The organism is Xanthobacter sp. SG618 (assembly GCF_012932745.1).
In the GTDB taxonomy this organism is placed as follows: domain Bacteria; phylum Pseudomonadota; class Alphaproteobacteria; order Rhizobiales; family Xanthobacteraceae; genus Xanthobacter; species Xanthobacter flavus.
On record NZ_JABBHL010000001.1, the window covers coordinates 115,111 to 137,271 of the forward strand.

The 22,161-nt window shown below is 69.7% G+C and carries 22 protein-coding genes and 1 tRNA gene; 7 read left to right on the plus strand and 16 right to left on the minus strand.

Annotation, left to right across the window (positions count from 1 at the left end):
• The first annotated feature begins 150 nt into the window (after positions 1–150).
• Complete coding sequence (locus FHT36_RS00560; protein ID WP_168457945.1) at positions 151–471, plus strand: 2Fe-2S iron-sulfur cluster-binding protein; 321 nt, start codon at positions 151–153, stop codon at positions 469–471.
• A gap of 30 nt (positions 472–501) precedes the next feature.
• Here FHT36_RS00560 and FHT36_RS00565 read toward each other — a convergent pair whose 3' ends face one another.
• A complete protein-coding gene (locus FHT36_RS00565; protein ID WP_210257521.1) occupies positions 502–1,050 on the minus strand; it encodes an SH3 domain-containing protein in 549 nt (182 codons plus the stop codon).
• A 156-nt stretch (positions 1,051–1,206) separates the two neighbouring features.
• Here FHT36_RS00565 and FHT36_RS00570 point away from each other — a divergent pair, with 156 nt between their 5' ends.
• Positions 1,207–2,208, plus strand: a complete 1,002-nt coding sequence (locus tag FHT36_RS00570) for a D-glycerate dehydrogenase (protein WP_169120137.1) — start codon at positions 1,207–1,209, stop codon at positions 2,206–2,208.
• Positions 2,209–2,220: 12 nt separating this feature from the next.
• On the opposite strand, the gene FHT36_RS00575 is transcribed toward FHT36_RS00570, so the two are convergent.
• From FHT36_RS00575 to FHT36_RS00610, 8 genes are all read right to left on the minus strand, one after another.
• Positions 2,221–3,228 carry a glycosyltransferase domain-containing protein gene (locus FHT36_RS00575; RefSeq protein WP_169120139.1) on the minus strand — a complete coding sequence of 336 codons (1,008 nt, stop codon included), beginning with the start codon at positions 3,226–3,228 and terminating at the stop codon, positions 2,221–2,223.
• A gap of 3 nt (positions 3,229–3,231) precedes the next feature.
• On the minus strand, positions 3,232–4,050 hold the full coding sequence (locus FHT36_RS00580; RefSeq protein ID WP_169120141.1) for a molybdopterin-synthase adenylyltransferase MoeB: 819 nt from the start codon (positions 4,048–4,050) through the stop codon (positions 3,232–3,234).
• A gap of 31 nt (positions 4,051–4,081) precedes the next feature.
• Positions 4,082–4,678: a DsbE family thiol:disulfide interchange protein gene (locus tag FHT36_RS00585; protein ID WP_169120143.1), complete on the minus strand. Its 597-nt coding sequence runs from the start codon at positions 4,676–4,678 to the stop codon at positions 4,082–4,084.
• Positions 4,675–4,848: a heme exporter protein CcmD gene (gene ccmD / locus FHT36_RS00590; protein ID WP_169120145.1), complete on the minus strand. Its 174-nt coding sequence runs from the start codon at positions 4,846–4,848 to the stop codon at positions 4,675–4,677. The genes FHT36_RS00585 and ccmD overlap by 4 nt, the downstream gene beginning before the upstream one ends.
• 10 nt (positions 4,849–4,858) lie before the next feature.
• Positions 4,859–5,590 (minus strand): heme ABC transporter permease, encoded by a 732-nt coding sequence (locus tag FHT36_RS00595; protein WP_169120147.1) that lies wholly within the window; start codon positions 5,588–5,590, stop codon positions 4,859–4,861.
• Positions 5,591–5,714: 124 nt separating this feature from the next.
• Positions 5,715–6,908 (minus strand): ABC transporter permease, encoded by a 1,194-nt coding sequence (locus FHT36_RS00600; protein WP_169120149.1) that lies wholly within the window; start codon positions 6,906–6,908, stop codon positions 5,715–5,717.
• A complete protein-coding gene (locus tag FHT36_RS00605; protein WP_169120151.1) occupies positions 6,905–7,879 on the minus strand; it encodes an ABC transporter ATP-binding protein in 975 nt (324 codons plus the stop codon). The genes FHT36_RS00600 and FHT36_RS00605 overlap by 4 nt, the downstream gene beginning before the upstream one ends.
• Positions 7,876–8,925 (minus strand): polyprenyl synthetase family protein, encoded by a 1,050-nt coding sequence (locus FHT36_RS00610; protein ID WP_169120153.1) that lies wholly within the window; start codon positions 8,923–8,925, stop codon positions 7,876–7,878. The genes FHT36_RS00605 and FHT36_RS00610 overlap by 4 nt, the downstream gene beginning before the upstream one ends.
• A 213-nt stretch (positions 8,926–9,138) precedes the next feature.
• Here FHT36_RS00610 and fni point away from each other — a divergent pair, with 213 nt between their 5' ends.
• Positions 9,139–10,170 carry a type 2 isopentenyl-diphosphate Delta-isomerase gene (gene fni / locus FHT36_RS00615; RefSeq protein WP_169120155.1) on the plus strand — a complete coding sequence of 344 codons (1,032 nt, stop codon included), beginning with the start codon at positions 9,139–9,141 and terminating at the stop codon, positions 10,168–10,170.
• A 157-nt stretch (positions 10,171–10,327) separates the two neighbouring features.
• Positions 10,328–11,158: a type I methionyl aminopeptidase gene (map, locus tag FHT36_RS00620; protein WP_169120157.1), complete on the plus strand. Its 831-nt coding sequence runs from the start codon at positions 10,328–10,330 to the stop codon at positions 11,156–11,158.
• Positions 11,159–11,186: 28 nt separating this feature from the next.
• Here the strand turns inward: map and FHT36_RS00625 are convergent, their stop codons facing one another.
• Both FHT36_RS00625 and ribB read right to left on the minus strand, forming a co-directional pair.
• Positions 11,187–11,987 (minus strand): DUF1194 domain-containing protein, encoded by an 801-nt coding sequence (locus tag FHT36_RS00625; protein WP_169120159.1) that lies wholly within the window; start codon positions 11,985–11,987, stop codon positions 11,187–11,189.
• 265 nt (positions 11,988–12,252) lie between these two features.
• Positions 12,253–13,563, minus strand: a complete 1,311-nt coding sequence (gene ribB / locus FHT36_RS00630) for a 3,4-dihydroxy-2-butanone-4-phosphate synthase (RefSeq protein ID WP_169120161.1) — start codon at positions 13,561–13,563, stop codon at positions 12,253–12,255.
• 211 nt (positions 13,564–13,774) lie between these two features.
• On the opposite strand from ribB, the gene FHT36_RS00635 reads away from it, so the two are divergent.
• Complete coding sequence (locus FHT36_RS00635) at positions 13,775–14,287, plus strand: HXXEE domain-containing protein (protein ID WP_246701964.1); 513 nt, start codon at positions 13,775–13,777, stop codon at positions 14,285–14,287.
• A gap of 30 nt (positions 14,288–14,317) precedes the next feature.
• On the opposite strand, the gene FHT36_RS00640 is transcribed toward FHT36_RS00635, so the two are convergent.
• Positions 14,318–14,393, minus strand: a tRNA-Lys gene (locus FHT36_RS00640).
• A 152-nt stretch (positions 14,394–14,545) separates the two neighbouring features.
• Here FHT36_RS00640 and FHT36_RS00645 point away from each other — a divergent pair.
• The gene (locus FHT36_RS00645; protein WP_169120165.1) at positions 14,546–15,712 is read left to right on the plus strand and encodes a M20 aminoacylase family protein; all 1,167 of its coding nucleotides are present in this window, start codon (positions 14,546–14,548) and stop codon (positions 15,710–15,712) included.
• A 155-nt stretch (positions 15,713–15,867) separates the two neighbouring features.
• Here the strand turns inward: FHT36_RS00645 and FHT36_RS00650 are convergent, their stop codons facing one another.
• Positions 15,868–16,104 (minus strand): sulfurtransferase TusA family protein, encoded by a 237-nt coding sequence (locus tag FHT36_RS00650; protein ID WP_169120167.1) that lies wholly within the window; start codon positions 16,102–16,104, stop codon positions 15,868–15,870.
• On the minus strand, positions 16,101–17,516 hold the full coding sequence (gene gltX / locus FHT36_RS00655; RefSeq protein WP_169120169.1) for a glutamate--tRNA ligase: 1,416 nt from the start codon (positions 17,514–17,516) through the stop codon (positions 16,101–16,103). The genes FHT36_RS00650 and gltX overlap by 4 nt, the downstream gene beginning before the upstream one ends.
• 237 nt (positions 17,517–17,753) lie before the next feature.
• Here gltX and FHT36_RS24260 point away from each other — a divergent pair, with 237 nt between their 5' ends.
• Positions 17,754–19,928, plus strand: coding sequence for a ComEC/Rec2 family competence protein (locus FHT36_RS24260; RefSeq protein WP_169120171.1), 2,175 nt, complete (start codon positions 17,754–17,756; stop codon positions 19,926–19,928).
• Between the two features lie 133 nt (positions 19,929–20,061).
• Here the strand turns inward: FHT36_RS24260 and lexA are convergent, their stop codons facing one another.
• Complete coding sequence (lexA, locus tag FHT36_RS00665; RefSeq protein ID WP_169120173.1) at positions 20,062–20,772, minus strand: transcriptional repressor LexA; 711 nt, start codon at positions 20,770–20,772, stop codon at positions 20,062–20,064.
• A 156-nt stretch (positions 20,773–20,928) separates the two neighbouring features.
• On the minus strand, positions 20,929–22,143 hold the full coding sequence (gene glp / locus FHT36_RS00670; RefSeq protein WP_169120175.1) for a gephyrin-like molybdotransferase Glp: 1,215 nt from the start codon (positions 22,141–22,143) through the stop codon (positions 20,929–20,931).
• Positions 22,144–22,161 lie beyond the last annotated feature (18 nt).

The window sequence follows — 22,161 nt, forward strand, 5'->3', positions numbered from 1 at the left end:
ACAATCGGCGCCCACGCTGGTGCGGCGCGAGGCAAGCCGCTATAGCCAGTGACCGGAAAGCGGCCCGGCCGACGCCATCCGGCGGACGCTCGCGAGCCGTCCGATCAAGCCACCGCCGCGCGTGCGGCGGAAGCCGGGAAGCGACAATCTATGGTTGCCATTACCTTTATCGAACATACCGGCGCCGTCCACAAGGTCGACGGGCCGGAGGGTGCTACTGCCATGGAAACGGCGGTGCGCAATGGTGTTCCGGGTATCGTTGCGGAGTGTGGCGGCGCCTGCGCCTGCGCGACCTGCCACGTCTATGTGGACGAAGCCTGGATGGAAAAGGTTGGCCAGCCCTCGGAAATGGAGGAGGGGATGCTCGATTTCGCGACCGACCTTCGTCCCACTTCCCGCCTCTCCTGCCAGATCAAGCTGACCGCAGCGCTGGACGGGCTGGTGCTGCACACGCCCGAGACGCAGGGCTGAAGCGGGAGGCGAGGGGAGCGGCGCTCCCCTTCAGTCCACCTTCTCGCCGGGATAGACGCCGAACAGCTGGTTCTGCTGCACATAGCCGTCGAAGCCGTCGCCGGTGATGCGGCAGAACTTGCCGTCGCACGCCTTGACCACGCCGAGCACGCTCGGCTCGAGCTTGGCCACGACCTTGGCATCGGCGTCGGCCGAGCCGCGCAGGGGCACCGTCTCGCCCTTCAGCCAGGGGGCGACGAGGGCGGTCCGCCGCAGCGACAGCATGGAGTGGTACACCCATCCCTCCGCGCCGTCGGCATCGCGGATGCGGCGCCACGTCTCATATTCGGCGGTCACCTCCACCGGCAGGCCCGCGCGGTTGAACACCCACGCCACGTCCTGGTCGCGGTTTGGCCCGTTGCGGACGTTCACCTTGTCGGCCTTGAGGGAGACGAAGCGGGGAACCGGCAGGCCGGAGGTGCCGGGCTCGGCGGCGACTGCACCCGCAGCCGTTCCCACCATCATCGCCGCCGCAAGGGCCAGGGCTTTCACCGACCGGCTGTCGAGGCTTCGCTTCAGATGAGTTCGCTTTGCGGGCATGATGGGATCGTCCTTTCGCATCGCACCTAACAGACCGGAGGGGTGCGCCGACGTGGCGGGCACGTCAAGGCCCTGCGTCCCGGCGCGCCTTGTGTTTCCCCGGCTGTCTGATAGACGGGACCAGAACCGTTAAGAAATGGGGAATGGGGAGTAACGATGGTGCGTCGCAAGCCCCTCGTCGTTGTCACGCGCAAGCTGCCCGACTCGGTCGAGACGCGGATGCGTGAGCTGTTCGATGCCAAACTCAACATCGACGACGTGCCCATGGATCAGGCCGCGCTGGTTGAGGCCGTGAAGACGGCGGACGTTCTCGTGCCGACCGTGACCGACCGCATCGATACGGCGGTGCTCTCACAGGCTGGGGAAAACCTGCGGCTGATCGCCTCTTTCTCCAACGGCGTCGACCACATCGACGTCGCCAGCGCGCTGAACCGGGGCATCACGGTCACCAACACCCCCGGCGTCCTCACCGAGGACACCGCGGACATGACCATGGCGCTGATCCTCTCCGTGCCGCGGCGCCTCGCCGAGGGTGCGCAGGTGATGATCGCGGACAAGGAAGAGTGGGCCGGCTGGTCGCCCACCTGGATGCTCGGCCGGCGGATCTGGGGCAAGCGCCTCGGCATCATCGGCATGGGCCGCATCGGCCAGGCGGTGGCGCGGCGCGCCAAGGCATTTGGCCTGCAGATTCATTACCATAACCGCCGCCGCCTGAATTCCGGCATCGAGGAAATGCTCGACGCCACCTATTGGGACAGCCTCGACCAGATGCTGGCGCGCATGGACATCGTGTCCGTGAACTGCCCGCACACCCCCGCCACCTACCACCTGCTCTCCGCCCGGCGCCTTAAGCTCTTGAAGCCAGACGCTTATGTGGTGAACACGGCGCGCGGCGAGGTGATCGACGAGAACGCCCTGACGCGCCTGCTGGAAGCCGGCGAGATCGCCGGTGCGGGCCTCGATGTGTTCGAGCACGAGCCGGCGGTGAACCCCAAGCTGGTGCGCCTCGCTAGGCAGGGAAAAGTCGTTCTGCTGCCGCACCTTGGCTCGGCGACTCTCGAGGGCCGCGTGGACATGGGCGAGAAGGTCATCGTGAACATCAAGACCTTCATGGACGGCCACCGTCCGCCGGATCGCGTTCTGCCGGCGATGCTCTGAGGCGGTTTCGCCTCAGGAGTTGCGGCGTCCCGACAGGCGGCCCGCGAGGCGGGCCAGCCAACTGACTGGACCCGATGTCGGTGACGTTCGGGTGCCATTCGGGATGGATATCGGTGGGGCCGGGGTGCAGTCAGGTTCGGACTCAGCCGAAGTCGCTGAGTCCGGCCTTGCCGCCTTCGATGCCTCCAGCCGTGTCACCCCCGTTTCCGCCGCAGCGAGCGCCTGCTCCAGCACCCCGATGCGCGCCTCCAGCGCCGCGCGGTCGCGTCGCCAGTCCTCCGCCAGCAGAGCGGCGGGCACCTGGCTGAGGATGGGCGAGAAGGGGAAGGCGGCGCGGTCGCGTGCCTCGGTCACCGGCCAGCGGTGGAACCACGATCCGAGGTTGTCCACGTCGAACCGATTCATTCGCAAACCGGTGCGGCGCAGGGCGTAGGTGCCGGACAACTGGTCGCGGCGGGAGTAGCGCAACACCTGGGCGAGCCACAGCCGCATGGCGGCGATGACGTCCGGCTCGTGATGGCGCCGCAGCATGATGGCCGACCAGAAGGGCGCGGGATCCAGCGCAGCGGGATCGCTCATCGTGTAGTGGTTGAGCTGCTCCAGCACGCGCCCGCCATCGTCGAGGCCCATGCGCAGAACTTCCATGAACTCGTCGCGGACGCTGGCCCGGAAGCTGTGCCCCGGCATGGCCGCCCGGGTGCCGGGGGGCAGGTAGCGCGCGATCACCTCTTCCGGTGGCACCGTCAGGATGACGCTGTTGTCGATGTAGAGGGAGACGTCGTAGCCCGGCAGCACATCGTGCGGGGAAAGCTTGACCATGCGCTGGCTGCGCACCGGATCGAGCGGAAAGGCCGGCGTACAGGGCACCAGCTTCCACGAGGCGCTGGTGAGCGTCGGGTCATCGGTGAAGCAGAGGAAGTCGAGGCCGGAGGCGGTCGCCATGGGCTGCTCGTTCAGCGCCTCATAGCCGCCGATCAGGCAGGTATAGACGCACGCGCGGGGCGCCGAGACGTCTGCCATGCCTCAGGCTGCCACGCCGCGCGTGTGCGCCGACAGGTCGGTGATGCGCGCGCCCTCGCCGGTGAGGGGGTTCTCGGGGTCCCAGCCATAGCTGAGGGTTTCAAAGCGCATGGAACGCGCGTCGATCATCAGCAGGCGCCCCACCAGCGGCTCACCGAAACCGACGATGGCGCGGAGCGCCTCCAGCGCCGCGAGCGATCCGGCCACCCCGGCCAGCGCCCCCAGCACCCCGGCCTCGGCGCAGGCGGGCACGGTGCCGGCGGGCGGCGGCTCGGGGAACAGGCAGCGGTAGGTGGGGTTCGGGGTACCATCCGGCCCTATCTCGTGGGCGCGGATGGTGGTGATGGTGGCATCGAACGCCCCCAGCGCCGCCGTGACCAGCGGCTTCTTCGCCAGCACGCAGGCATCCGAGACGAGGTATCGGGTGGAGAAATTGTCCGAGCCGTCCACCACCAGATCGGCCTGGGCGATGAGGTCCAGCGCGTTGCCGGCATCAAGCCGTACCGGATGCGTCACCAGCTCCACGTGAGGGTTCAGGGCTGCCACCGCATCGCGGGCGCTGTCGGTCTTCAGCCGGTCGATGTCCTGCGTGCGGTGAATCACCTGCCGCTGGAGATTGGAGAGGGAGACGACATCGTCTTCCACCAGGATCAGCCGCCCGACCCCTGCGGCCGCCAGATAGAGCAGCACCGGCGCGCCGAGGCCCCCGGCGCCGATGACCAGCACGGTCGCCGCCTTCAGCTTCTGCTGGCCCGGCCCGCCCACGTCGTGCAGCACGATGTGGCGGGCGTAGCGCTCGATCTCTTCGGGGGAGAAGGCCATCGGTAATCCTCGGGCAGGCCGGCCGGGCGGCTCAGCCGCCGGAGAGACGCGCCATCAGCGGCAGGAGCGTGTTGCTCACCGCCTCGGGGGTCAGCGGCCCCACGAACTTGTGGACGATGGTGCCGTCCTTGGACACCACGAAGGTCTCCGGCACGCCGTAGACGCCCCATTCTATGGCCGCCCGCCCCTTGGGGTCGACCCCCACCGCCTTGTAGGGCAGGCCGAACTGGCCGAGGAAGCGGCGGGCATTGTCCGGCGCGTCCTTGTAGTTGATGCCGAGGAGGCTGAAGCGCGGGTCCTTGCCGAGCTGCATCAGGATGGGATGCTCCTCCCGGCACGGCCCGCACCACGAGGCCCACACATTCACCAGCGCCGGCTTGCCGCCGAGCGCGGCAAGGTCGATGCCGGGCAGCGGTGCGCCGTCCGGCCCCTTCAGGCCCTCAAGCGGCGGCAGGGAGACGACCGGCGCCTTCTTGCCCACCAGCGCGGAGGGAATGCGCGAGGGATCGCCGCCCGTTTCGAGCCGCGAGAAGAACAGGGCGGCGAGGGCCAGGAACACGACCAGCGGCAGGGCCACAAGCCACAGGCGGCGGCGCTGGCGGGCAGGGGGGATTACGGGATCGCTCATTCTGCCTCTCCCGTGCGATTGGCCGCCCGGCGGCGGCCGACGCCGCGCGCTTCCAGCTCCGAGAGGGTGCGGCGCTGGCTGCGATAGTCCAGCACCAGCCAGAGGGCGAGCAGCCCGAGGCCGAGGAGGGAGACGCCGTAGGATGCGGCGATGAAGACGGTATGGGTCATGCGCGGGGGCTCAGGCCATGGCTTCCGCGGCCGCGCGGGCTTCCAGCGCCTGCACGCGGCGGCGGAGGATTTCCGTGCGCATGCCGAGCATGTGCAAAGCGATGAACACCAGCGTGAAGCCGATGGCGCAGATGAGCAGCGGCCAGAGCAGGCTGGAATCGATGGTGGAGCCGCCCATGCGGAACACCGAGGCCGGCTGGTGCAGGGTGTTCCACCAGTCCACGGAGAACTTCACGATGGGCACGTTGATGAAGCCCACCAGCGTAAGCACGGCGGCGGCGCGGCCGGCGCGGTTGGGATCGTCGATGGCCGCGCGCAGCGCCATCAGGCCGAGATAGAGCAGCAGCAGCACCAGCATGGAGGTGAGCCGTGCATCCCACACCCAATAGGTGCCCCACATGGGCCGGCCCCACAGCGCGCCGGTGACGAGGCACAAAGCGGTGAAGGTGGCGCCCACCGGGGCTGCTGCCTTGTGCGCCACATCGGCCAAAGGATGCCGCCAGACGAGGATCCCGATGGAGGAGGCCGCCATCATCGAGTAGCCGAACAAGCCCAGCCACGCGAAGGGCACGTGGATGTACATGATCCGCACCGTCTCGCCCTGCTGGTAGTCGGGCGGCGCCTGGAAGGCGAGAGTGAAGCCGATTGCGAGCGTCACCACCGCCGCGGCAGCGATCCAGGGCAGGATGCGCGCGGACAGGCTGAGGAAGCGGACCGGATTGGCAAGGTCAAGGATCGCCATGAAGGCGTTCTAGTGTGCGCGCGCGCCGGATGGAAGCGCCGAGGGCGTTCAGGATTTCGTGTCGCAGGGGGCCGCCGGGGCGGTACGGTCCGGCCAGCCGCACCTTTCAGGCCAGCCGGAGCTTTCAGGCCAATCGCACCTGTCGCCGGATGAACCAGAGCGTCACGGCGGCGCCTGCGGCCGCCCAGCCGAGGAGGATCAGCAGGGAGGGGGCGAGCGTCGCCATGCCCTCGCCGCGCCACAGCGCGCCCTGGAATGCCTCGATGCCCCAGGCCGTCGGGGTCAGCACGCCCGCCTGCTGGAGCCATTCGGGCATGAGGAAGCGCGGCACCATGCTGCCGCCCACGGCGGAGAGCAGCAGAACCGCGAAGGTGGAGAGCGTCTGCGCCTGCTGGCGCGTGCGCGACACCGCCGCCAGCGGCAAGGCGATGCCCGCTGCGGCAGCCGAGGCGGCGACCGCGACGGCGGCGAAGGTCCAGAAATTCGGCAGGACGTTCACGCCATAGACGATCTGCGCCACGGCAAAGAGCACCGCCGAGAGCGCGAGGCCCTGGAGAATCAGGAAGGCGAGCTTGCCGCCCACCAGCGCCAACACGCCGCCGCGGCTCATGACGATGCGGTCGAACACGCCGGAGCGGCGTTCATCCACCAGGCTGCCCGCGCCCTGCACCGCCGAGAACAGCAGGAACAGCATGGCGATGGCGCCGGCATAATAGCTCACGCCCGGCTCGGAGCGGCGGCGGGTGAGCGGCTGGCGCTCCATCAGCTCGGCGCCGCCCCCCGCCACCAGTTCCGGCGCGCGGGCGATGGACTGCTCCAGCCGCGAGGTCTGTTCCGGGGAGAAGGCGCCCACCAGCACCTGAATCTGCGCCGCCACGCGGCGGATGGCGAGGCCGGGCAGGTCGTCGGTGAACACCCTTTGGATGCGCGCCGAGAGCAGGGCGGCGGCGACATTGCGGGCGGGATCGGTGATGACGAGCAGGGGCGGCTTGTCGGTGGCGGCGGCCACGTCGCCCCGCACCACCAGCCCCACATCGGCGCGGCCGTCCGCCACCCGGGCGCGGACCTCCTCGGGCGTGACGAGGATGAGATCATTGTCGCTGGCGTGGCCGAGCGCGGTGAGGAAGGCCGTGGCCGATGGCGCCTCGGTGGTCCGTGCCGCCGCGATCTTGATGGCCGAGGTTTCGCCCCCCGTGCCGGCGAACACCGCCGCGAACAGAATGAACAGCACCGGCGGCAGCACGAACGTCATCATCAGCGCGCCGCGGTCGCGCATCAGCGTCAGTGCCATGGCCCGGACGATGGCGCCCATCATCATGGATGGTTGCTCCCGGTCACGTCGGCATAGAGGGCATCGAGGCCCGCCGCCTCGAACGCGATGGTGCGCGGCACGAGGCCGGCCACCTTGAGCGCGGCGATGAGCCCGCCCGCGCCCTCCGGCGTATCGGAGACGACGCCGCTGAAGGAGGTGCCGCCTTCATCCCCGGTCAGCCCGCGCAGGGCGAGCACCTGCCGCCCGTTCGGCGAGGGGGGCGTGGCGAAGGTCACGGCGGCGCGCCGCTGGTTCGGGAAGCGCGCGGCGATGAGGGCGGCGAGCCGCCCTTCCAGCGCGATGCGCCCCTCGGAGAGGATAGCGACCCGCTCGGCCACCTCTTCGGCGAAGGCGAAATCGTGGGTGATGACAAGAATGCCGAGCCCGTCCGCCGCAAGCCGCTGCACCAGAGCGGCAAGGTCGGCGCGGGCGGGGGCGTCGACGCCGACGGTCGGCTCGTCCAGCACGAGCAGGCGCGGATTTCCGACGAGTGCGGCCGCCACATTGGCGCGGCGCTGCCAGCCGCCGGAAAGCCGGTCGATGCGCTCGTTGGCGCGTTCCTCGATACCGGTGCGCGCCATCACCCGCGCGACGCAGGCGGCGACGTCGGCGCGGCGGACGCCGGCGAGACGGGCGAAGACGGCGAGATTCTCTGCGATCGTGAGCGCGCGGTAGAGGGCGATGTCCTGCGGGGCGAGGCCGATGCGGGCGCGGGCCTCGCTCTCGGCGGCGGGGATGCCGCAGATGCGGATCACGCCCGTGCGCGGCGGGATGCGCCCGCAGATGGCCCGGACCAGGGTGCTCTTGCCGGCGCCGTTGGGGCCGACGAGGGCGGTGACCGTTCCTGCGCGCAGCACGAGATCCACGCCAGCCAGCACAGTGCGCGCGCCATAGCCTGCGGTGAGGCCGAGAATGGCGAGGGGGGGTGCCGGGCTTTCGTCTATCGGGTCGTCGTATTGGTGGGCAGCGGCGCTCACGGCGCCAGCGGCCCCATCAGTTCACCGAAGGCAGCGGTCATGAAGTCTCGCAGGGGCTGCTGGCCCTCCTTGTTGGGCCCCAGTTCTTTAGAGGCTGCGAGCGCCCCCGCCAAGTGCTCCGACAACAGCTTGCGCGCGCGCGGCGCGCCGAGGGAGGCGATGACCGTCGCCTTGTTGGCGTCCTTGCCCACATCCTTGCCCAGCGCCGCGGCCGAGCCCGAGTTGTCGAGGATGTCGTCGAGAATCTGGTAGGCGCTGCCCACATGGCCGGCGAGCGCCCGCAAATGGCCGGCCTGCGCCTCATCGGCGGCGGCGGCGCGGCCGGCGATTTCCACCGCGGCGGAGAACAGCACGCCGGTCTTGCGGCGGTTCACGTCCTCGGTGGCGGCGAGAGAGCGGCCGGGGCTCGGGCGCAAATCGTCATACTGGCCGCCGCACAGGCCCAGCGAGCCCACCGCCTTGGACAGGATGCACACCGCGTCGAGCCGCACATGATCGCTCGTACCCGGCGCGGCGCCGGCGACACCGAGGGCCCGCGACAGCAGCGCCACCGCCGCCAGAACGGCGACGTCCTCGCCAAACTTCACATGGGTGGTCGGCTGGGCCCGGCGCACCATGGCGTCGTCCATGCAGGGCAGGTCGTCGATGATGAGGGACGAGGCGTGGATCATCTCCAGCGCGCAGCCGAAATCGAGCACCGCATGCTCGGAGGCGTCGAGCTGCATGGCCGCCGCCATGACCAGCAGCGGCCGCAACCGCTTGCCCGGCGCCAGCAGGATGTGCCGCATGGCGGCATGCAGCACGGCCGGATGCGAGGCGGCCGGCGGCACGAGAAGCCCGAGCCGGCGGTCCACAACCGCGCGGAGGTAGGAGAGGTCCCGGGAGCGGGGCGGGAAGTCCGGCAAGGCGGTATCGAGCGCCGGCGTCGCGTCGATGTCCGGCGCCGCCACGGCGAGCGCGACACCGCCGGCGGCCGCCGACAGCGCTTCCCGCGGGGCCGTCGCCGAAGCTTCGGTCCGCCGGTCCCGTCCGCCCTTCTGCCCCATACGCCCCCTCACTCTGCTCTTGGCCGCCCGGGGCGATCATCCCCCTGCAACAGGCACATACGTTGCCTTGAATGACTTTAGATCACCGCTTACACAATGATGCCAGTGCGTGCGCTCCGCTGCGTCGCACATTTTGCGGGCGTGTGGCGCCAGCGCCGCGGCGCCTAATGAGCGACGCCAAAAGGCATCCACCCAGGAACCGCCGGGAGAGGCATGGACGAGAACGCAGCCGGTCGCCGCAAGGAAGACCACATCGACATCGTTCTTTCCGGCGATCGCGTGGCCTCCCGCGTGGATGCGGGGTTCGACCGCTGGCGCTTCGTCCATTGCGCCCTGCCGGAGCTGAGCCTTGATGCGGTGGACCTGTCCACCAGCGTCCTCGGCCGGCGTCTGAAGGCGCCTTTGCTCATCTCCGCCATGACCGGCGGGCCGGCGCGCTCCGAGGCGATCAACGCGCATCTGGCCGAGGCGGCGCAGGCGCTGGGCATCGCCCTGGGCGTCGGCTCCCAGCGCATCGCGGTCGAGACCGGCGCGGCCGGCGGGCTCGGCGGCGACCTGCGCCGGCGCGCGCCGAATGTGCTGCTCCTCGCCAATCTTGGCGCCGCGCAGCTCCTTGCCGCCGATGGTCGCGACAACGCCCGCCGCGCGGTGGAGATGATCGGCGCGGATGCGCTCGTCATCCATCTCAATCCCTTGCAGGAAGCCATTCAGGAAGGCGGCGACCGCGACTGGCGCGGCGTGCTCCACGCCATCACCGGTCTCTGCACCAATCTCCATGTGCCGGTGGTGGTGAAGGAGGTCGGCTTCGGTCTCTCCGCCCCCGTCGCGCGCCGGCTGGTGAAGTGCGGGGTGGCCGCGCTCGATGTCGCCGGGGCCGGCGGCACCAACTGGGCACTGGTGGAAGGCGCGCGCGGCACGGGCCGCACGCAGGCGCTGGCCGCCGCCTTCGCCGATTGGGGCATTCCCACCGCCGATGCGGTGGTGGACCTGCGCGCGGCCCTGCCGGATGTGCCAATCATCGCATCGGGCGGCATCCGCGACGGCGTGGACGCCGCCAAGGCCATCCGCCTCGGCGCCGATCTCGTGGGGCAGGCGGCGGCGACGCTGAAGGCGGCCGTCACTTCCACCGAGGCCGTCGTCGCCCATTTCGAGGTGCTGGCCGAACAGCTGCGCATCGCCGCCTTCGTGACCGGTGCGGGGCATCTCGAGGCCTTGCGTGGCGTGCCGCTGGTCGAGGTGCGCTGAGGGGGTCGCATGGACCATCGGCCAGATTTTGGCCATGGGCCCGATGCATTCCATGGGCGCCCGTCAGGGCCTGACCGTTTTCGCAGATGATGGTGCTGCCATGTCTGCTCCCAAGGGCGGCAGGCGCCCCATCAAACACAAGACTTGATGCTCCCCGATGACTGATCCCGCCGCATCTGAAGTGCCCGCAAGCCCCACCGAGGGTGCCATCCGCCTCTATGGCAAAGACGATTTCGAAGGCATGCGCCGCGCCGGCCGGATCGCTTCGGGATGCCTGGACGCCGTGGCCGATCTGGTGAAACCCGGCATCACGACCAACGAACTCGACAGGTTCGTGATGGACTACACGCTGAAGGCCGGCGCGCTGCCGGCCCAGCTCAACTACCGTGGCTACCCCAAGAACATCTGCACCTCGATCAACCATGTGGTCTGTCACGGCATTCCCGACGACAAGCCGTTGCGCGAGGGAGACGTCGTCAACATCGATGTCACCATGATCCTCGATGGCTATTACGGTGACAGCTCTCGCATGTACCCGGTCGGCCAGATCAAGAGGGCAGCCGAGCGGCTTTGCGAGGTGACGTATCGCTGCCTGATGCTCGGCATCGAGGCGGTGAGGCCCGGCGCGCATCTCGGCGACATCGGCGCCGCGATCCAGCAATATGCGGAAGCTGAGCGCTGCTCGGTAGTGCGCGACTTCTGCGGCCACGGCATCGGGACGGTGTTCCACGACGCGCCCAACGTGATGCACTACGGCCGCAAGGGCGAAGGTCCGCAGCTGAAGCCCGGCATGATCTTCACCATCGAGCCGATGATCAATCTCGGCCGGCCGGATGTGAAGGTGCTCAAGGACGGATGGACGGCCGTCACAAGGGACAGAAGCCTGTCTGCCCAATATGAGCACACGATCGGCGTCACCGAGACGGGGGTGGAGATTTTCACCCTCTCGCAAGCGGGCTTGCACGCGCCCGGTCTCTCGCTCGCCTGAGCTAATCTTCACGCGCGGTGCGGGCGCCTCAATTGGCCCAGTGGTCCATCCAGATCTTCTCGCCGATGGTGCAGGAGATGCGCGGCTGCTCGGCGGAGGCGTGCTGGATGAGGCCCGGTCCGGGCTTGGGCACCACGCCGGCCACTTCCAGCACCAGCTTGGTGCGGATGGCGCGGGCGAACTCCTCCATCTTCTCCACCGGGATGACGAAGGCGCCGGGGCCGCCGATGACGCAGTCCTCGTAATAGACATCGAGTTCGGGGATATCGAGCGCGGACGAGGCGGAGCGCTTCATCAGCAGCGGCAGCCCGTTCACCGTGATGCCCCGGCGCACCACCGCATCCCGCGCCATCGCCACGGGTGGCCCTTGATTGTTCACGCCGTCGCCGGAGACGTCGACGACCTTGCGCAGGCCACGGAAGCCGTTCAGGTCGAACTGGTCGGCGGCGAACAGCAGGGCACCGGAGATGGAGGTGCGGTAGATGCGCCGGATGGGCGCCGCCCGCACTGCCTCGGAAAACGCCTTCGCGCTCTCCGGGCCATCGATGATGTGCCACTCCACCACGATCTTCTGCTCGTTCTCGCCGGCCCACTCCACATATTCCACCGCGATCCGACCGTTCGGGCCGAGTCGCAGCGCATTGAGGAATTCGGGGGAGGTGAGGGCGGCCGCATAGCCTTCGCGCTGAAGGGCAAGCTCGTCGGCGTCCATGGAATAGGAGACGTCCACGGCCAGCACCAGCTCCACGTCCACCGGCAGCTTACCGGCGCCGCCCGCTTCGGCAGGGGCGTGGGGGAGAAGGCCGAGGGCGAGGAGAGACGCGGCCATAAGGCCGGAAGCACGAGAACACAGGTGGCGGCAAAGGCGGCGGCGCGAGGACATGGACAGCTTCCTCCCGTGGAAGAAACAGTGCGGCTTCACGTCCGTGAAATGCTGACACCGTTCCCCCGCGGGGAGAAGAGCTTTGCCGCCTTAAGGCCTGTCACGTTTTGCGGCGGAACCGTTGCACTGGCGTGCGCGGCGCGCGCATCGCCAGTGTCTTTTAAGTTTCACAATGGGTTGGCCGCGGCGGCTCGGCCGCGGCCGGGATGGCTCAATCGAGCGTCTCAGTCCCGAGGATCTCGATGCCGAAGCCCGCGAGGCCCACATAGGTTCGGGTCTTGGAGGACAGGAGGCGGATCGACTGGATGCCGAGATCACGCAGAATCTGCGCGCCGAGGCCCACTTCCCGCCAGTGCCGGTCGCGCTCCAGCTCGCTGGTGCTCTTCTCGGAATTCTGGCCCATGGCCACGGCCGGCACGCCGCTGGTGCCGTCGCGCAGATAGACCAGCACGCCGCGGCCCTCGGCCTCGATGCGCTCCAGGCTCTTCTGCAGCACCTTGCCGCCGCTGAAGGCGTCGGCGATGGCGTCGGCCCGGTGCAGGCGCACCAGCACCTTCTCGCCGTCGCCGATGCGGCCCTTGACCAAAGCGAGGTGGTTCACCGGATCGAAGGGCGTCACGTAGGAATAGCCCTGCAGCTCGCCGACGACGGTGGGCACCGGGAATTCCGCCGCCCGCGTCACCAGCTTCTCGCGCGCCTGGCGATAGGCGATGATCTCCGCAACCGAGATGCGGGTGAGATTGTGTTTCTCGGCGAAGGCGGTCACCTGCGGCCCGCGCTGGACGGTGCCGTCATCGTTCACCAGCTCGGCGATGACGCCGATGGGCGGCAGGCCGGCGAGGCGGCACAGGTCCACCGCCGCTTCCGTATGGCCGGAGCGGATCAGCACGCCGCCCTCGCGGGCGATCAGCGGGAAGACATGGCCCGGCCGCACGAAATCGCCGGCGCCCATGTTGGGGTTGGCAAGGGCGCGCACGGTGTTGGTGCGCTCTTCCGCCGAGATGCCAGTGGTGGTGCCGTGGCGCACGTCGATGGAGACGGTGAAGGCCGTGCCCATGGGCGCGTCGTTGTTCGACACCATGGGATCGAGCCGCAGCCGCTTCGCCTCGGACGGGGGCAAAGGCGTGCACACGATGCCGGATGTATTGCGGATGACGAAGGCCATCTTCTCCGGCGTCGCCAGCGAGGCGGCGAGGATGAGGTCGCCTTCGTTCTCGCGGTCGTCGTCGTCGGTGACGACGATGATCTCTCCCCGCGCGATGGCTTCGATGGCGGACTGGACGCGGGCCTGGGTGGTATCGGTCACGGGCAAACCTCGGGTGAGGGGCGTGGAAAGGCCGAGGAAATCGTTGGGCGTCACCTGCTGCCCGGTCGCCTCGGCAATCTTTTCGGCCGTCTCGCGGGAGATCCAGGCGCGCTCGTCATTGCACAGGGCCGTCACGCTGGCCGGGGACATGCCCACCTGCCGCGCGAATGCGCTGCGCTTCGTACCGGTCGTCGAGAGCCATTCCGCGAGCTTCATGGCGCAAGCATAGCAAAGCGAATTTCAGTGACAATGAAAAAGTGCATCGAGGGCTTTGCTCCGTGCATTCGTTCCTGCTGAATTGGCGGGGAAGAGCCTCCGGGGCTTGGCGCAAGCCGCGTGGCGCAGGATGATTACGGCTGCGGCGGATGGCGGGGATCTCGCGATGAAGGCATGGCTCTCGCGCAATTGGGTGATCGGAGCGGGCTTCATGGCTGTCGCGCTTTTGCTGACCGCACCGTTGGTGTCCGGGGCCGGCCGGGGCGTGGTCCTGATGTTCCTCGCCTCGCCTCTCTACATGCTGCACCAGATCGAGGAGCATACGGGCGACCGCTTCCGCACCTATGTGAACCGGGTGGTCTTCGGCGGGGTCGAGGCGCTGACCGTCTCGGATGTGCTCTGGATCAATCTCCCCGGCGTGTGGGGGATCAATCTCGTCGCCGTCTATGTGGCATGGCTCGCCGGCGCGGCCTGGGGGCTGGCCGCGGCCTATCTGATCCTGGTGAACGGCATCGCCCATCTCGGCATGGCCGCGCGCTTCCGCAGCTACAATCCAGGCCTCGGCACTGGCGCGCTACTGTTCATTCCCTTCGGCGTCGCCGTCGCCCTGCTCGTGCCGGCGAGCCCCGGCCAACACGCGCTCGCGCTCGCCATCGCCGTGGCGGTTCACGCTGCCATCATCGTCCGCGTGAGGGCCAACGTCGCGCACGCCCACGGCCGTTGAACGGCGGTTGTCGAGCTTGAAGAGGTGGCGTGGTGAGCCCGTCGGGATTCGAACCCGAGACCCCATGATTAAAAGTCACGTGCTCTACCGGCTGAGCTACGGGCTCACTTGACGCGTTGGTTAGGGTGCGAAGGCGGCGGGGTCAAGGCCGGGCGGGTGTGATGTCCCGGCATTTCGGCAGGGGGCAGCGCGGGCGCGGGCATTGACCGGGCAGGATGGGTTCCGCACCATGGTCACTCAATTGCTTCTGGAATTGCCATGCCGGTCAACAACCACATCGCTGCCCGCGCCGACGAGATCGCGGCGTGGCGTCAGGATTTCCATCGCCATCCCGAGCTCATGTACGACCTCGACCGCACCAGCGCCACGGTGGCGGAAAAGCTGCGCGCCTTCGGCTGCGACGAGGTCATCACCGGCATCGGCCGCACCGGCGTGGTGGGAATCGTGCGCGGCAAGGGCGATGGCCCGCTCATCGGCCTGCGCGCGGACATGGACGCGCTGCCCATCCTGGAGAAAACCGGCGCCGCCTATGCCTCGCAGACGCCCGGCACGATGCACGCCTGCGGCCATGACGGGCACACCGCCATGCTGCTCGGCGCCGCGCGCCACCTCGCCGAGACCCGCGCCTTCTCCGGCACCGCCGTGCTCATCTTCCAGCCGGCGGAAGAGGGCGGAGCCGGCGCCAAGGCGATGATCGACGACGGGCTGTTCGCCCGCTTCCCCGTCCGCGAGGTCTACGGCATGCACAATCTGCCGGGGCTGGAGGTGGGGCGCTTCGCCATGCGGCCGGGCGGCATCATGGCCTCGGCCGACCATATCGAGATCGTGGTGGACGGGCGTGGCGCCCATGCCGCGCGGCCGAACCAGGGCGTGGACGTGGTGCTCACCGGCGCCGCCATCGTCATGGCCCTGCAGCAGATCGTCTCGCGCAATGTGGATCCGCTGGAGGCGGCGGTGGTCTCCATCGCCATGTTCCATGCGGGCGAGGCGGACAACGTGCTGCCGCCCTCGGCCACCCTCGTCGGCACCGCCCGCACGCTGGATCAGGGTGTTCGCGCGCAGCTGCGCGAGCGCATCCGGCAGGTGGCGGAAGGAGTCGCCGCGGCCTATGGCGCCACCGCCACGGTGAGCTTCAAGGAAGGCTATCCCGTCACCAGCAACCACGCCGATCAGGTGGCCTTCGCCGCCGAGGTGGCGAGCGAGGTGGCCGGCGCCTCCGAGGTGGACGCCGCCGCGCCGCCCCTCATGGCGGCCGAGGATTTCGCCTACATGCTGGAAGAAAAGCCCGGCGCCTACATCTTCATCGGCAATGGCCCGTCCGCCGGCCTGCACCATCCGCAGTACGATTTTGCCGACGCCGCCATTCCCTATGGCGCGTCCTACTGGGTGCGGCTGGTGGAGCGGGCGCTGCCTCTGACGGCGTGAGGCCAAAAAGCCCGCGCGGCGCTTGAGCGTAGCAAGCTCCCGCGCGGCGCCTGAGCGTTAAGCCATAAGCCCGCGCGGCGTTTGAGCGAAGCAAGCTCCCGCGCGGCGCCTGAGCGTTAAGCCATAAGCCCGCGCGGCGCTTGAGCGAAGCAACGCTACGCCTTTACCAGCACGAAGGTGAGGAGGCCGGCCTCGACCTCCTGCGTCTCCAGCACCGCGCCCGTCTCGTGCGCGAGGTGGGGAATGTCGATCACCGCCATGGGGTCCGTGCAGGTGACGACGAGCCGCGTGCCCGCCGCCGCCTGGGCCAGTGCCTTGCGGGTGCGCAAAGCGGGCAGGGGGCATTTCAGCCCCTTCAGGTCCAGCGCGACGGTGACGGCAGCCGGCTTCAAATCGCCTGATCCCGGAGCCGGCCGAGGCTCTCCTCGCGGCCGAGCACGATCAGCACGTCGAACACCGGCGGGGAGGTGGACTTGCCGGTGAGCGCGGCGCGCAGCGGCTGGGCTACGGCGCCGAGCTTCACGCTTTGCGCCTCGGCATAGCGGCGCACCACCTCCTCGGTGGCGGCGGCGGTCCACTCCACGGCTTCGAGCAGCGGCACGAGGCGGCCGAGATGGGCGCGGCCCTCGGCCGACAGGAGGGTCTTGGCCTTCTCGTCCAGCGGGATGGGCCGCTCAACGAAGATGAACTCGGCATTGTCGAGCAGCTCGACCAGCGTCTTCGCCCGCTCCTTCAGCCCCGGCATGGCGGCGGCGAGCTGGGCACGGCGGGTGTCCGTCATGCGCGGCAGGCGGTGCGCGGCGTCCGGCAGATAGGGCACCAGCGCGTCGATGGCGGCGAGCAGGTCCGCATCGCTGGAGGCGCGCATGTAGTGGCCGTTGAGGCTTTCGAGCTTCGCGAAATCGAAGCGCGCTGCCGACCGGCCCACCTTGTCGAGGTCGAAGAACGCGACCATCTCGTCGGTGGAGAACACCTCCTGGTCGCCATGGCTCCAGCCGAGGCGCACGAGATAGTTGCGCAGCGCCGCCGGCAGATAGCCCATGTCGCGATAGGCGTCGACGCCCAGCGCCCCGTGGCGCTTGGAGAGCTTGGCCCCGTCCGGCCCGTGGATGAGCGGGATGTGCGCCATGCGCGGCACGTCCCAGCCCAGCGCACGGTAGATCTGCGTCTGGCGGGCGGCATTGGTGAGGTGGTCGTCGCCGCGGATGATGTGGGTGACGCCCATGTCGTGGTCGTCCACCACCACGGCCAGCATGTAGGTGGGCGTGCCGTCCGAGCGCAGCAGGACGAGGTCGTCGAGATCCTTGTTGGGGAAGGTCACGGTGCCCTGCACCATGTCGTCGATCACCGTCTCGCCCTCCTGCGGGGCGCGCAGGCGTATGACGGGCGCGCGGTCGGCCGGCGCCTCGGAGGGGTCGCGGTCGCGCCAGCGGCCGTCATAGCGCGGCGGGCGGCCCTCCTTGCGGGCCAGCTCGCGCATCTCGTCCAGCTCCTGGGGCGTGGCGTAGCAGCGATAGGCGTTGCCCTTGGCCAGCATCTCCGCCACCGCGGCCTGATGCCGCTCGGCGCGGGCGAACTGGTAGATGGGATCGCCGTCCCAATCGATGCCCAGCCAGGAGAGGCCTTCGAGGATGGCGTCGATGGCCTCCTTGGTGGAGCGCTGCCGGTCCGTATCCTCGATGCGCAGCAGCATCTTGCCGCCCGTGTGGCGGGCATAGAGCCAGTTGAACAGCGCCGTGCGCGCCCCGCCGATATGCAGGAAGCCGGTGGGCGAAGGGGCGAAGCGGGTGACGATCTGCGACATCGGGCGGGGCTCGGCGGGCTTGGGTCCGCTTGGACGTGAGGACGCGCGCATGCGGAGGCCCTGCGGAACGCAAACCGAACCACATGGCGCGCGGGAGGCGCCCGTGTAGCATAGAGGCGGGGCACAAGGAACACGGGGCGGGCGTGGCCCGGACCGGCCCCTCGGCGGGCGGGGATGGACGAGCGGGCCTCGAGCAGGGCGCGGGCAGGGGGGCGGGGCGCAGCGGTTGCGCTCCCGGTGCTTTCCGCGCGCGGTCTTCAGCGCCTCGCCGACGCGCTGAAGGCCCGCCTCGCCCATGACGTGGCGGCCGAGGCGGCCTCCGGGCGTCTGATCCTGTGGCTGCCGGCCGCCTTCACCGCCGGCATCCTGCTTTATTTCGGCGCCTCCACCGAGCCGTCGCTTGCCGCCAGCCTTGTGCTGGTGGCCGCATTCGCCGCGGCGGCCTTGGGGGCGAGGGCGCGGCCCGTGATGTTCGGCATCGCCGCGGTGCTGCTCGCCACGGCCGCCGGATTCGCGGCGGGCGGGATGCGGACCGAGCTCATCGCCCACGAGATGGTGGTGCCGCCCAAGACCCCGGTGCGCCTCTCCGGCTTCATTGAGCGCGTGGAGCGGCGGACCACCGGCGACCGCATCCTGCTGCGGCTGGATGGCGATGCCGTGCGCGGGCTGGCCAACGCGCCGGCGCTGGTGCGGCTCTCGCTCCGCAAGGGATGGGCGCCGCCGGTCGGCAGCCATGTGACCCAGCTGGCACAATTGCTGCCGCCCTCCGGCCCCGCCATGCCGGGCGCTCATGATTTCGGCCGCGCGCCCTGGTTCCAGGGCATCGGCACCATCGGCTACGGGCTCGGCCGGCCCAAGGCGGCGGCGCCGCGCGACCCGCCTCTATCCGTGCGCCTCGCCATGGCGCTGGACGGGGTGCGCCAGAGCCTCTCCGACCGCATCCGCGCCTCGCTCTCCGGCGTGCCGGCGGAGGTGGCGGTGGCGCTGGTGGCGGGCGACCGCTCGGGCATTCCCCATGCGGTGGAGGAGAGCATGCGCGTCTCCGGCCTCTCGCACATCCTCTCCATCTCCGGCCTGCACATGGCGCTGGTGGCCGGCACCCTGTTCGCGCTGGCGCGCGGGCTGCTGGCACTGGTGCCGGGGCTTGCTTTGTCGTGGCCGATCAAGTCCAGCGCGGCGCTCATCGCTCTCGCCGGCAGCGCCTTCTATCTGGTGCTGTCGGGCAATGACGTGCCCGCCCAGCGCTCCTTCGTGATGACGGGGCTGGTGCTGGCCGGCGTGCTGGTGGGGCGGCCGTCCTTGTCGCTACGGTCGGTGGGCGTGGCGGCCGTGGTGGTGCTGTCGCTGACGCCGGAGGCGGCGCTGGATCCGGGCACGCAGATGTCGTTCGCCGCCACCCTCGCCCTCGTCGCCGCCTATGAGCGGCTCCAACCCCTGCGGGCGATCCCGCGGCCGGATGGAATCGCCGGGGCGGTGGTCTCATGGGTGGCAGTGCTGGTGGCGGGCACGGCGCTCACCTCGCTGGTGGCGGGCCTCGCGACGGCGCCTTACGGCATCTTCCATTTCCAGCGGGTGGCACCCTACGGGCTGCTCGCCAACCTCGCCGCCATGCCGGCGGTCTCCTTCCTGGTGATGCCGGCGGGGCTCGCGGGCGTGCTGCTGATGCCGTTCGGCTGGGATCATCTCGCCTGGCCGGTGATGGGGCGGGGCATCGAGATCATGACGGCGGTGTCCGACTGGGTGGGCACGCTGCCGGGCGCCGACATCCGCGCCGCCTTCATCGGCGCCGGAACGTTGCTGTGGCTCTCCCTCGCGCTACTCGCCCTCTGCCTGCTGCGCGGCGTGCTCACCCTGGTGGCGCTGGTGCCCCTCGGCCTCGCCGCATTGGTGGCCGGAGCGCCGCTGAAACCGGACCTCCTCATCGCACCCGATGCGCAGACTGTGGCGGTGCGCATGCCGGACGGCCGGCTCTCCGTGCTCGGCGCCTCCGGCCAGAAGCTGGTGGTGGAGCAATGGCTGACGCGGGAGGGCGACCGCCGCACGGCCGGGGCGAAGGACCTCGCCGCCGCCTTCACCTGCGACCCGCTCGGCTGCACGGCGCCGCTGCCCGGCGGCGGCACCATCGCCGTGTCCCGGCGCGCGGAGGGATTGGAGGCGGATTGCCTCAACGCCCGCATGGTCGTCACCCGCGATGCCCCGCCCCGTGCCTGCCCCGCCGAGGTGCTGACGCCGGAAAAACTCGCGCGGACGGGGACGCTCGCCTTCACCCTGCGCGATGGAGCCCTCGTGGCCGAGCGAAGCCGCAGCCCCTCGGTCTCCCGGCCATGGATGGCACCGCTGCCGCCGGACCTCGCGCCGGAGCGGGGCGTGGTCGATGCGGGCGACCCGCAGACCGATGCCACGGCCCCGTGACCATCCCAAACCGGCGGCGCCGGCAAACGTCGGGGTGAGGGGCAACGCCTTCAAAAAAGCGCAGGCGCCCGTTGAGCGTGGACCACCGCGCCCCTCACCCCGTTCCGGATCTCCCGCAGGAGAAATCTAAGGATCAGTACCGGCGCATGAGGCCGATGAGGCGGCCCTGGATGCGCACGCGGTCAGGACCGAAAATGCGGGTTTCATAGGCCGGGTTGGCGGCCTCGAGCGCTATGGAGGCGCCCTTCTTGCGCAGGCGCTTGAGGGTCGCTTCCTCGTCATCCACCAGCGCCACGATGATGTCGCCGGTGTCTGCGGAATCGCATTTGCGGATCAGCACCGTATCGCCGTCGAGGATGCCGGCCTCGATCATGCTGTCGCCGCGCACTTCAAGGGCGAAGTGCTCGCCGGAGCCCAGCATCTCGGGCGGGATGTTCAGCGTGTGGCTGCGGCTCTGGATGGCGGAGATGGGCGTGCCGGCGGCGATGCGGCCCATGACCGGCACCGAGACCACCTGGCCCGCCTCGTCGTCCTCCGCCACGGGGCGGACCTTGCCGAGGCTGCCCTCGATGACCGAGGGCGAGAAGCCGCGCCCTGCGGACCGGGCGGAGGCGAGGCCGGGTGCCACGCTGTCGGGCAGGCGAACCACTTCCAGCGCACGGGCGCGATTGGGCAGGCGGCGGATGAAGCCGCGCTCTTCCAGAGCGGTGATGAGACGGTGGATGCCGGACTTGGAGCGCAGGTCCAGCGCCTCTTTCATCTCGTCGAAGGACGGGGGAACGCCGGTTTCCTTGAGCCGCTCATGGATGAAGCGCAGAAGGTCATATTGCTTCCGAGTGAGCATTCCCTGGCCCCGTTCCTTGCACGCACCGCCACGGAACAGGCGCTCTGCCGGTCCCGATTCAAGGCGCATCCAGCCCGGTGCGCCGCGAAACAAATCATGAACAGTCTTTATCTGTTCCTTTTGTGTTCCGCAAGTGGTGAAGGCTCCGTTAAGCGCTCAATCCTCGAAGGGAATAATCTCGCAGGGGTCTCCGACGCGGCCCGCCGGGGCGAAGGGAGGCCGCACCAGCAGGCAATCGGCGGCGGAGAGAATGCTCAGCATGGCGCTGTCCTGCGAGGCGCAGGGGATGGCGTGGATCGAGCCATCCGGCCGGCGTTCGAGTGTGGCGCGCATGAAGTCCCGCCGCACGTCATTGGGCGGCAGATCCGCCGCGAGGCGCGCCGGCACGGGCACGGGGCCGGGGCGGGAATCACCCTGAAGCGCGCGGATCAGGGGGACGAGGTAGATCATCCCGCAGACGTGGGAGGAGACAGGATTGCCCGGCAGCCCCAGCACCCGCACATCGCCGCGATGGCCGAACATCAGCGGCTTGCCGGGCCTGAGCGCGATCTTGTGGACCGAGAGATCGACCCCCTCCGCCTTCAGCGCCGGGGCCATCAGGTCATGATCGCCCACGGAGGCGCCACCGGAGGAGACGACGAGGTCGAACTCGCCGGAGAGCGCCCGCGCCACCACGGCGCGGATGGCGGCGAGGTCGTCCTTGATGAGGCCGAGGTCGGTCACATCGGCACCGGCGCGGCGGGCGAGTTCCGCGAGGCCGAAGGCGTTGGAGACGACGATCTCGCTGTCATTGCCGGTGCCCTGGCCCGGCAGCACCAGCTCGTCGCCGGTCTGCAGCAGGGCGACGCGCGGGCGGCGCGCGACCGGTACCGTCGCATGGTCCATGGCGGCGGCCAGCATGATGTCGCGGCCGGTCAGGCGCCGGCCGGCCAGGAGGCCGGGCGTGCTTTCGGAAAAATCGCAGCCGCGCTTGCGCACGTTGCGGAGCGCGGCGGTCGGGGCCGTGGTGGTGATGGTGTCGCCCTCGCGGGAGACGTTTTCCTGAATCACCACCGTGTCGGCGCCCTCAGGCACAACGGCGCCGGTGAAGATGCGCACGGCCTGCCCGGCGCCCACCGTGCCCGGATAGGGCCGGCCGGCGGCGGATTCGCCGATGACGGCGAGGCGGGCCGGCGTCTCGGCAATGTCGGCGCCGCGCACGGCGTAGCCATCCATGGCCGACATGTCGGCGGGCGGCTGGGTGCGGCGGGCCGCCAGATCGCGCGCCAGCACGCGGCCGGCCGCCGCCTGCACCGGCACCTCCTCCACACCGAGCGCGGTGACGCCGGAGGTGATGAGCGAGGTGGCCTCTTCGACGGTCATGAGCGCCATGGCGCGGCTCCCTCACTC

Excerpts from the sequence above, each read along its gene's own strand:
- FHT36_RS00560 (WP_168457945.1), top strand. The coding sequence starts at position 151 with ATGGTTGCCATTACCTTTATCGAACATACCGGCGCCGTCCACAAGGTC.
- FHT36_RS00565 (WP_210257521.1), bottom strand. The coding sequence starts at position 1,050 with ATGCCCGCAAAGCGAACTCATCTGAAGCGAAGCCTCGACAGCCGGTCG.
- FHT36_RS00570 (WP_169120137.1), top strand. The coding sequence starts at position 1,207 with ATGGTGCGTCGCAAGCCCCTCGTCGTTGTCACGCGCAAGCTGCCCGAC.
- FHT36_RS00575 (WP_169120139.1), bottom strand. The coding sequence starts at position 3,228 with ATGGCAGACGTCTCGGCGCCCCGCGCGTGCGTCTATACCTGCCTGATC.
- FHT36_RS00580 (WP_169120141.1), bottom strand. The coding sequence starts at position 4,050 with ATGGCCTTCTCCCCCGAAGAGATCGAGCGCTACGCCCGCCACATCGTG.
- FHT36_RS00585 (WP_169120143.1), bottom strand. The coding sequence starts at position 4,678 with ATGAGCGATCCCGTAATCCCCCCTGCCCGCCAGCGCCGCCGCCTGTGG.
- ccmD (WP_169120145.1), bottom strand. The coding sequence starts at position 4,848 with ATGACCCATACCGTCTTCATCGCCGCATCCTACGGCGTCTCCCTCCTC.
- FHT36_RS00595 (WP_169120147.1), bottom strand. The coding sequence starts at position 5,590 with ATGGCGATCCTTGACCTTGCCAATCCGGTCCGCTTCCTCAGCCTGTCC.
- FHT36_RS00600 (WP_169120149.1), bottom strand. The coding sequence starts at position 6,908 with ATGATGATGGGCGCCATCGTCCGGGCCATGGCACTGACGCTGATGCGC.
- FHT36_RS00610 (WP_169120153.1), bottom strand. The coding sequence starts at position 8,925 with ATGGGGCAGAAGGGCGGACGGGACCGGCGGACCGAAGCTTCGGCGACG.
- fni (WP_169120155.1), top strand. The coding sequence starts at position 9,139 with ATGGACGAGAACGCAGCCGGTCGCCGCAAGGAAGACCACATCGACATC.
- map (WP_169120157.1), top strand. The coding sequence starts at position 10,328 with ATGACTGATCCCGCCGCATCTGAAGTGCCCGCAAGCCCCACCGAGGGT.
- FHT36_RS00625 (WP_169120159.1), bottom strand. The coding sequence starts at position 11,987 with ATGGCCGCGTCTCTCCTCGCCCTCGGCCTTCTCCCCCACGCCCCTGCC.
- ribB (WP_169120161.1), bottom strand. The coding sequence starts at position 13,563 with ATGAAGCTCGCGGAATGGCTCTCGACGACCGGTACGAAGCGCAGCGCA.
- FHT36_RS00635 (WP_246701964.1), top strand. The coding sequence starts at position 13,775 with ATGGCTGTCGCGCTTTTGCTGACCGCACCGTTGGTGTCCGGGGCCGGC.
- FHT36_RS00645 (WP_169120165.1), top strand. The coding sequence starts at position 14,546 with ATGCCGGTCAACAACCACATCGCTGCCCGCGCCGACGAGATCGCGGCG.
- gltX (WP_169120169.1), bottom strand. The coding sequence starts at position 17,516 with ATGTCGCAGATCGTCACCCGCTTCGCCCCTTCGCCCACCGGCTTCCTG.
- lexA (WP_169120173.1), bottom strand. The coding sequence starts at position 20,772 with ATGCTCACTCGGAAGCAATATGACCTTCTGCGCTTCATCCATGAGCGG.
- glp (WP_169120175.1), bottom strand. The coding sequence starts at position 22,143 with ATGGCGCTCATGACCGTCGAAGAGGCCACCTCGCTCATCACCTCCGGC.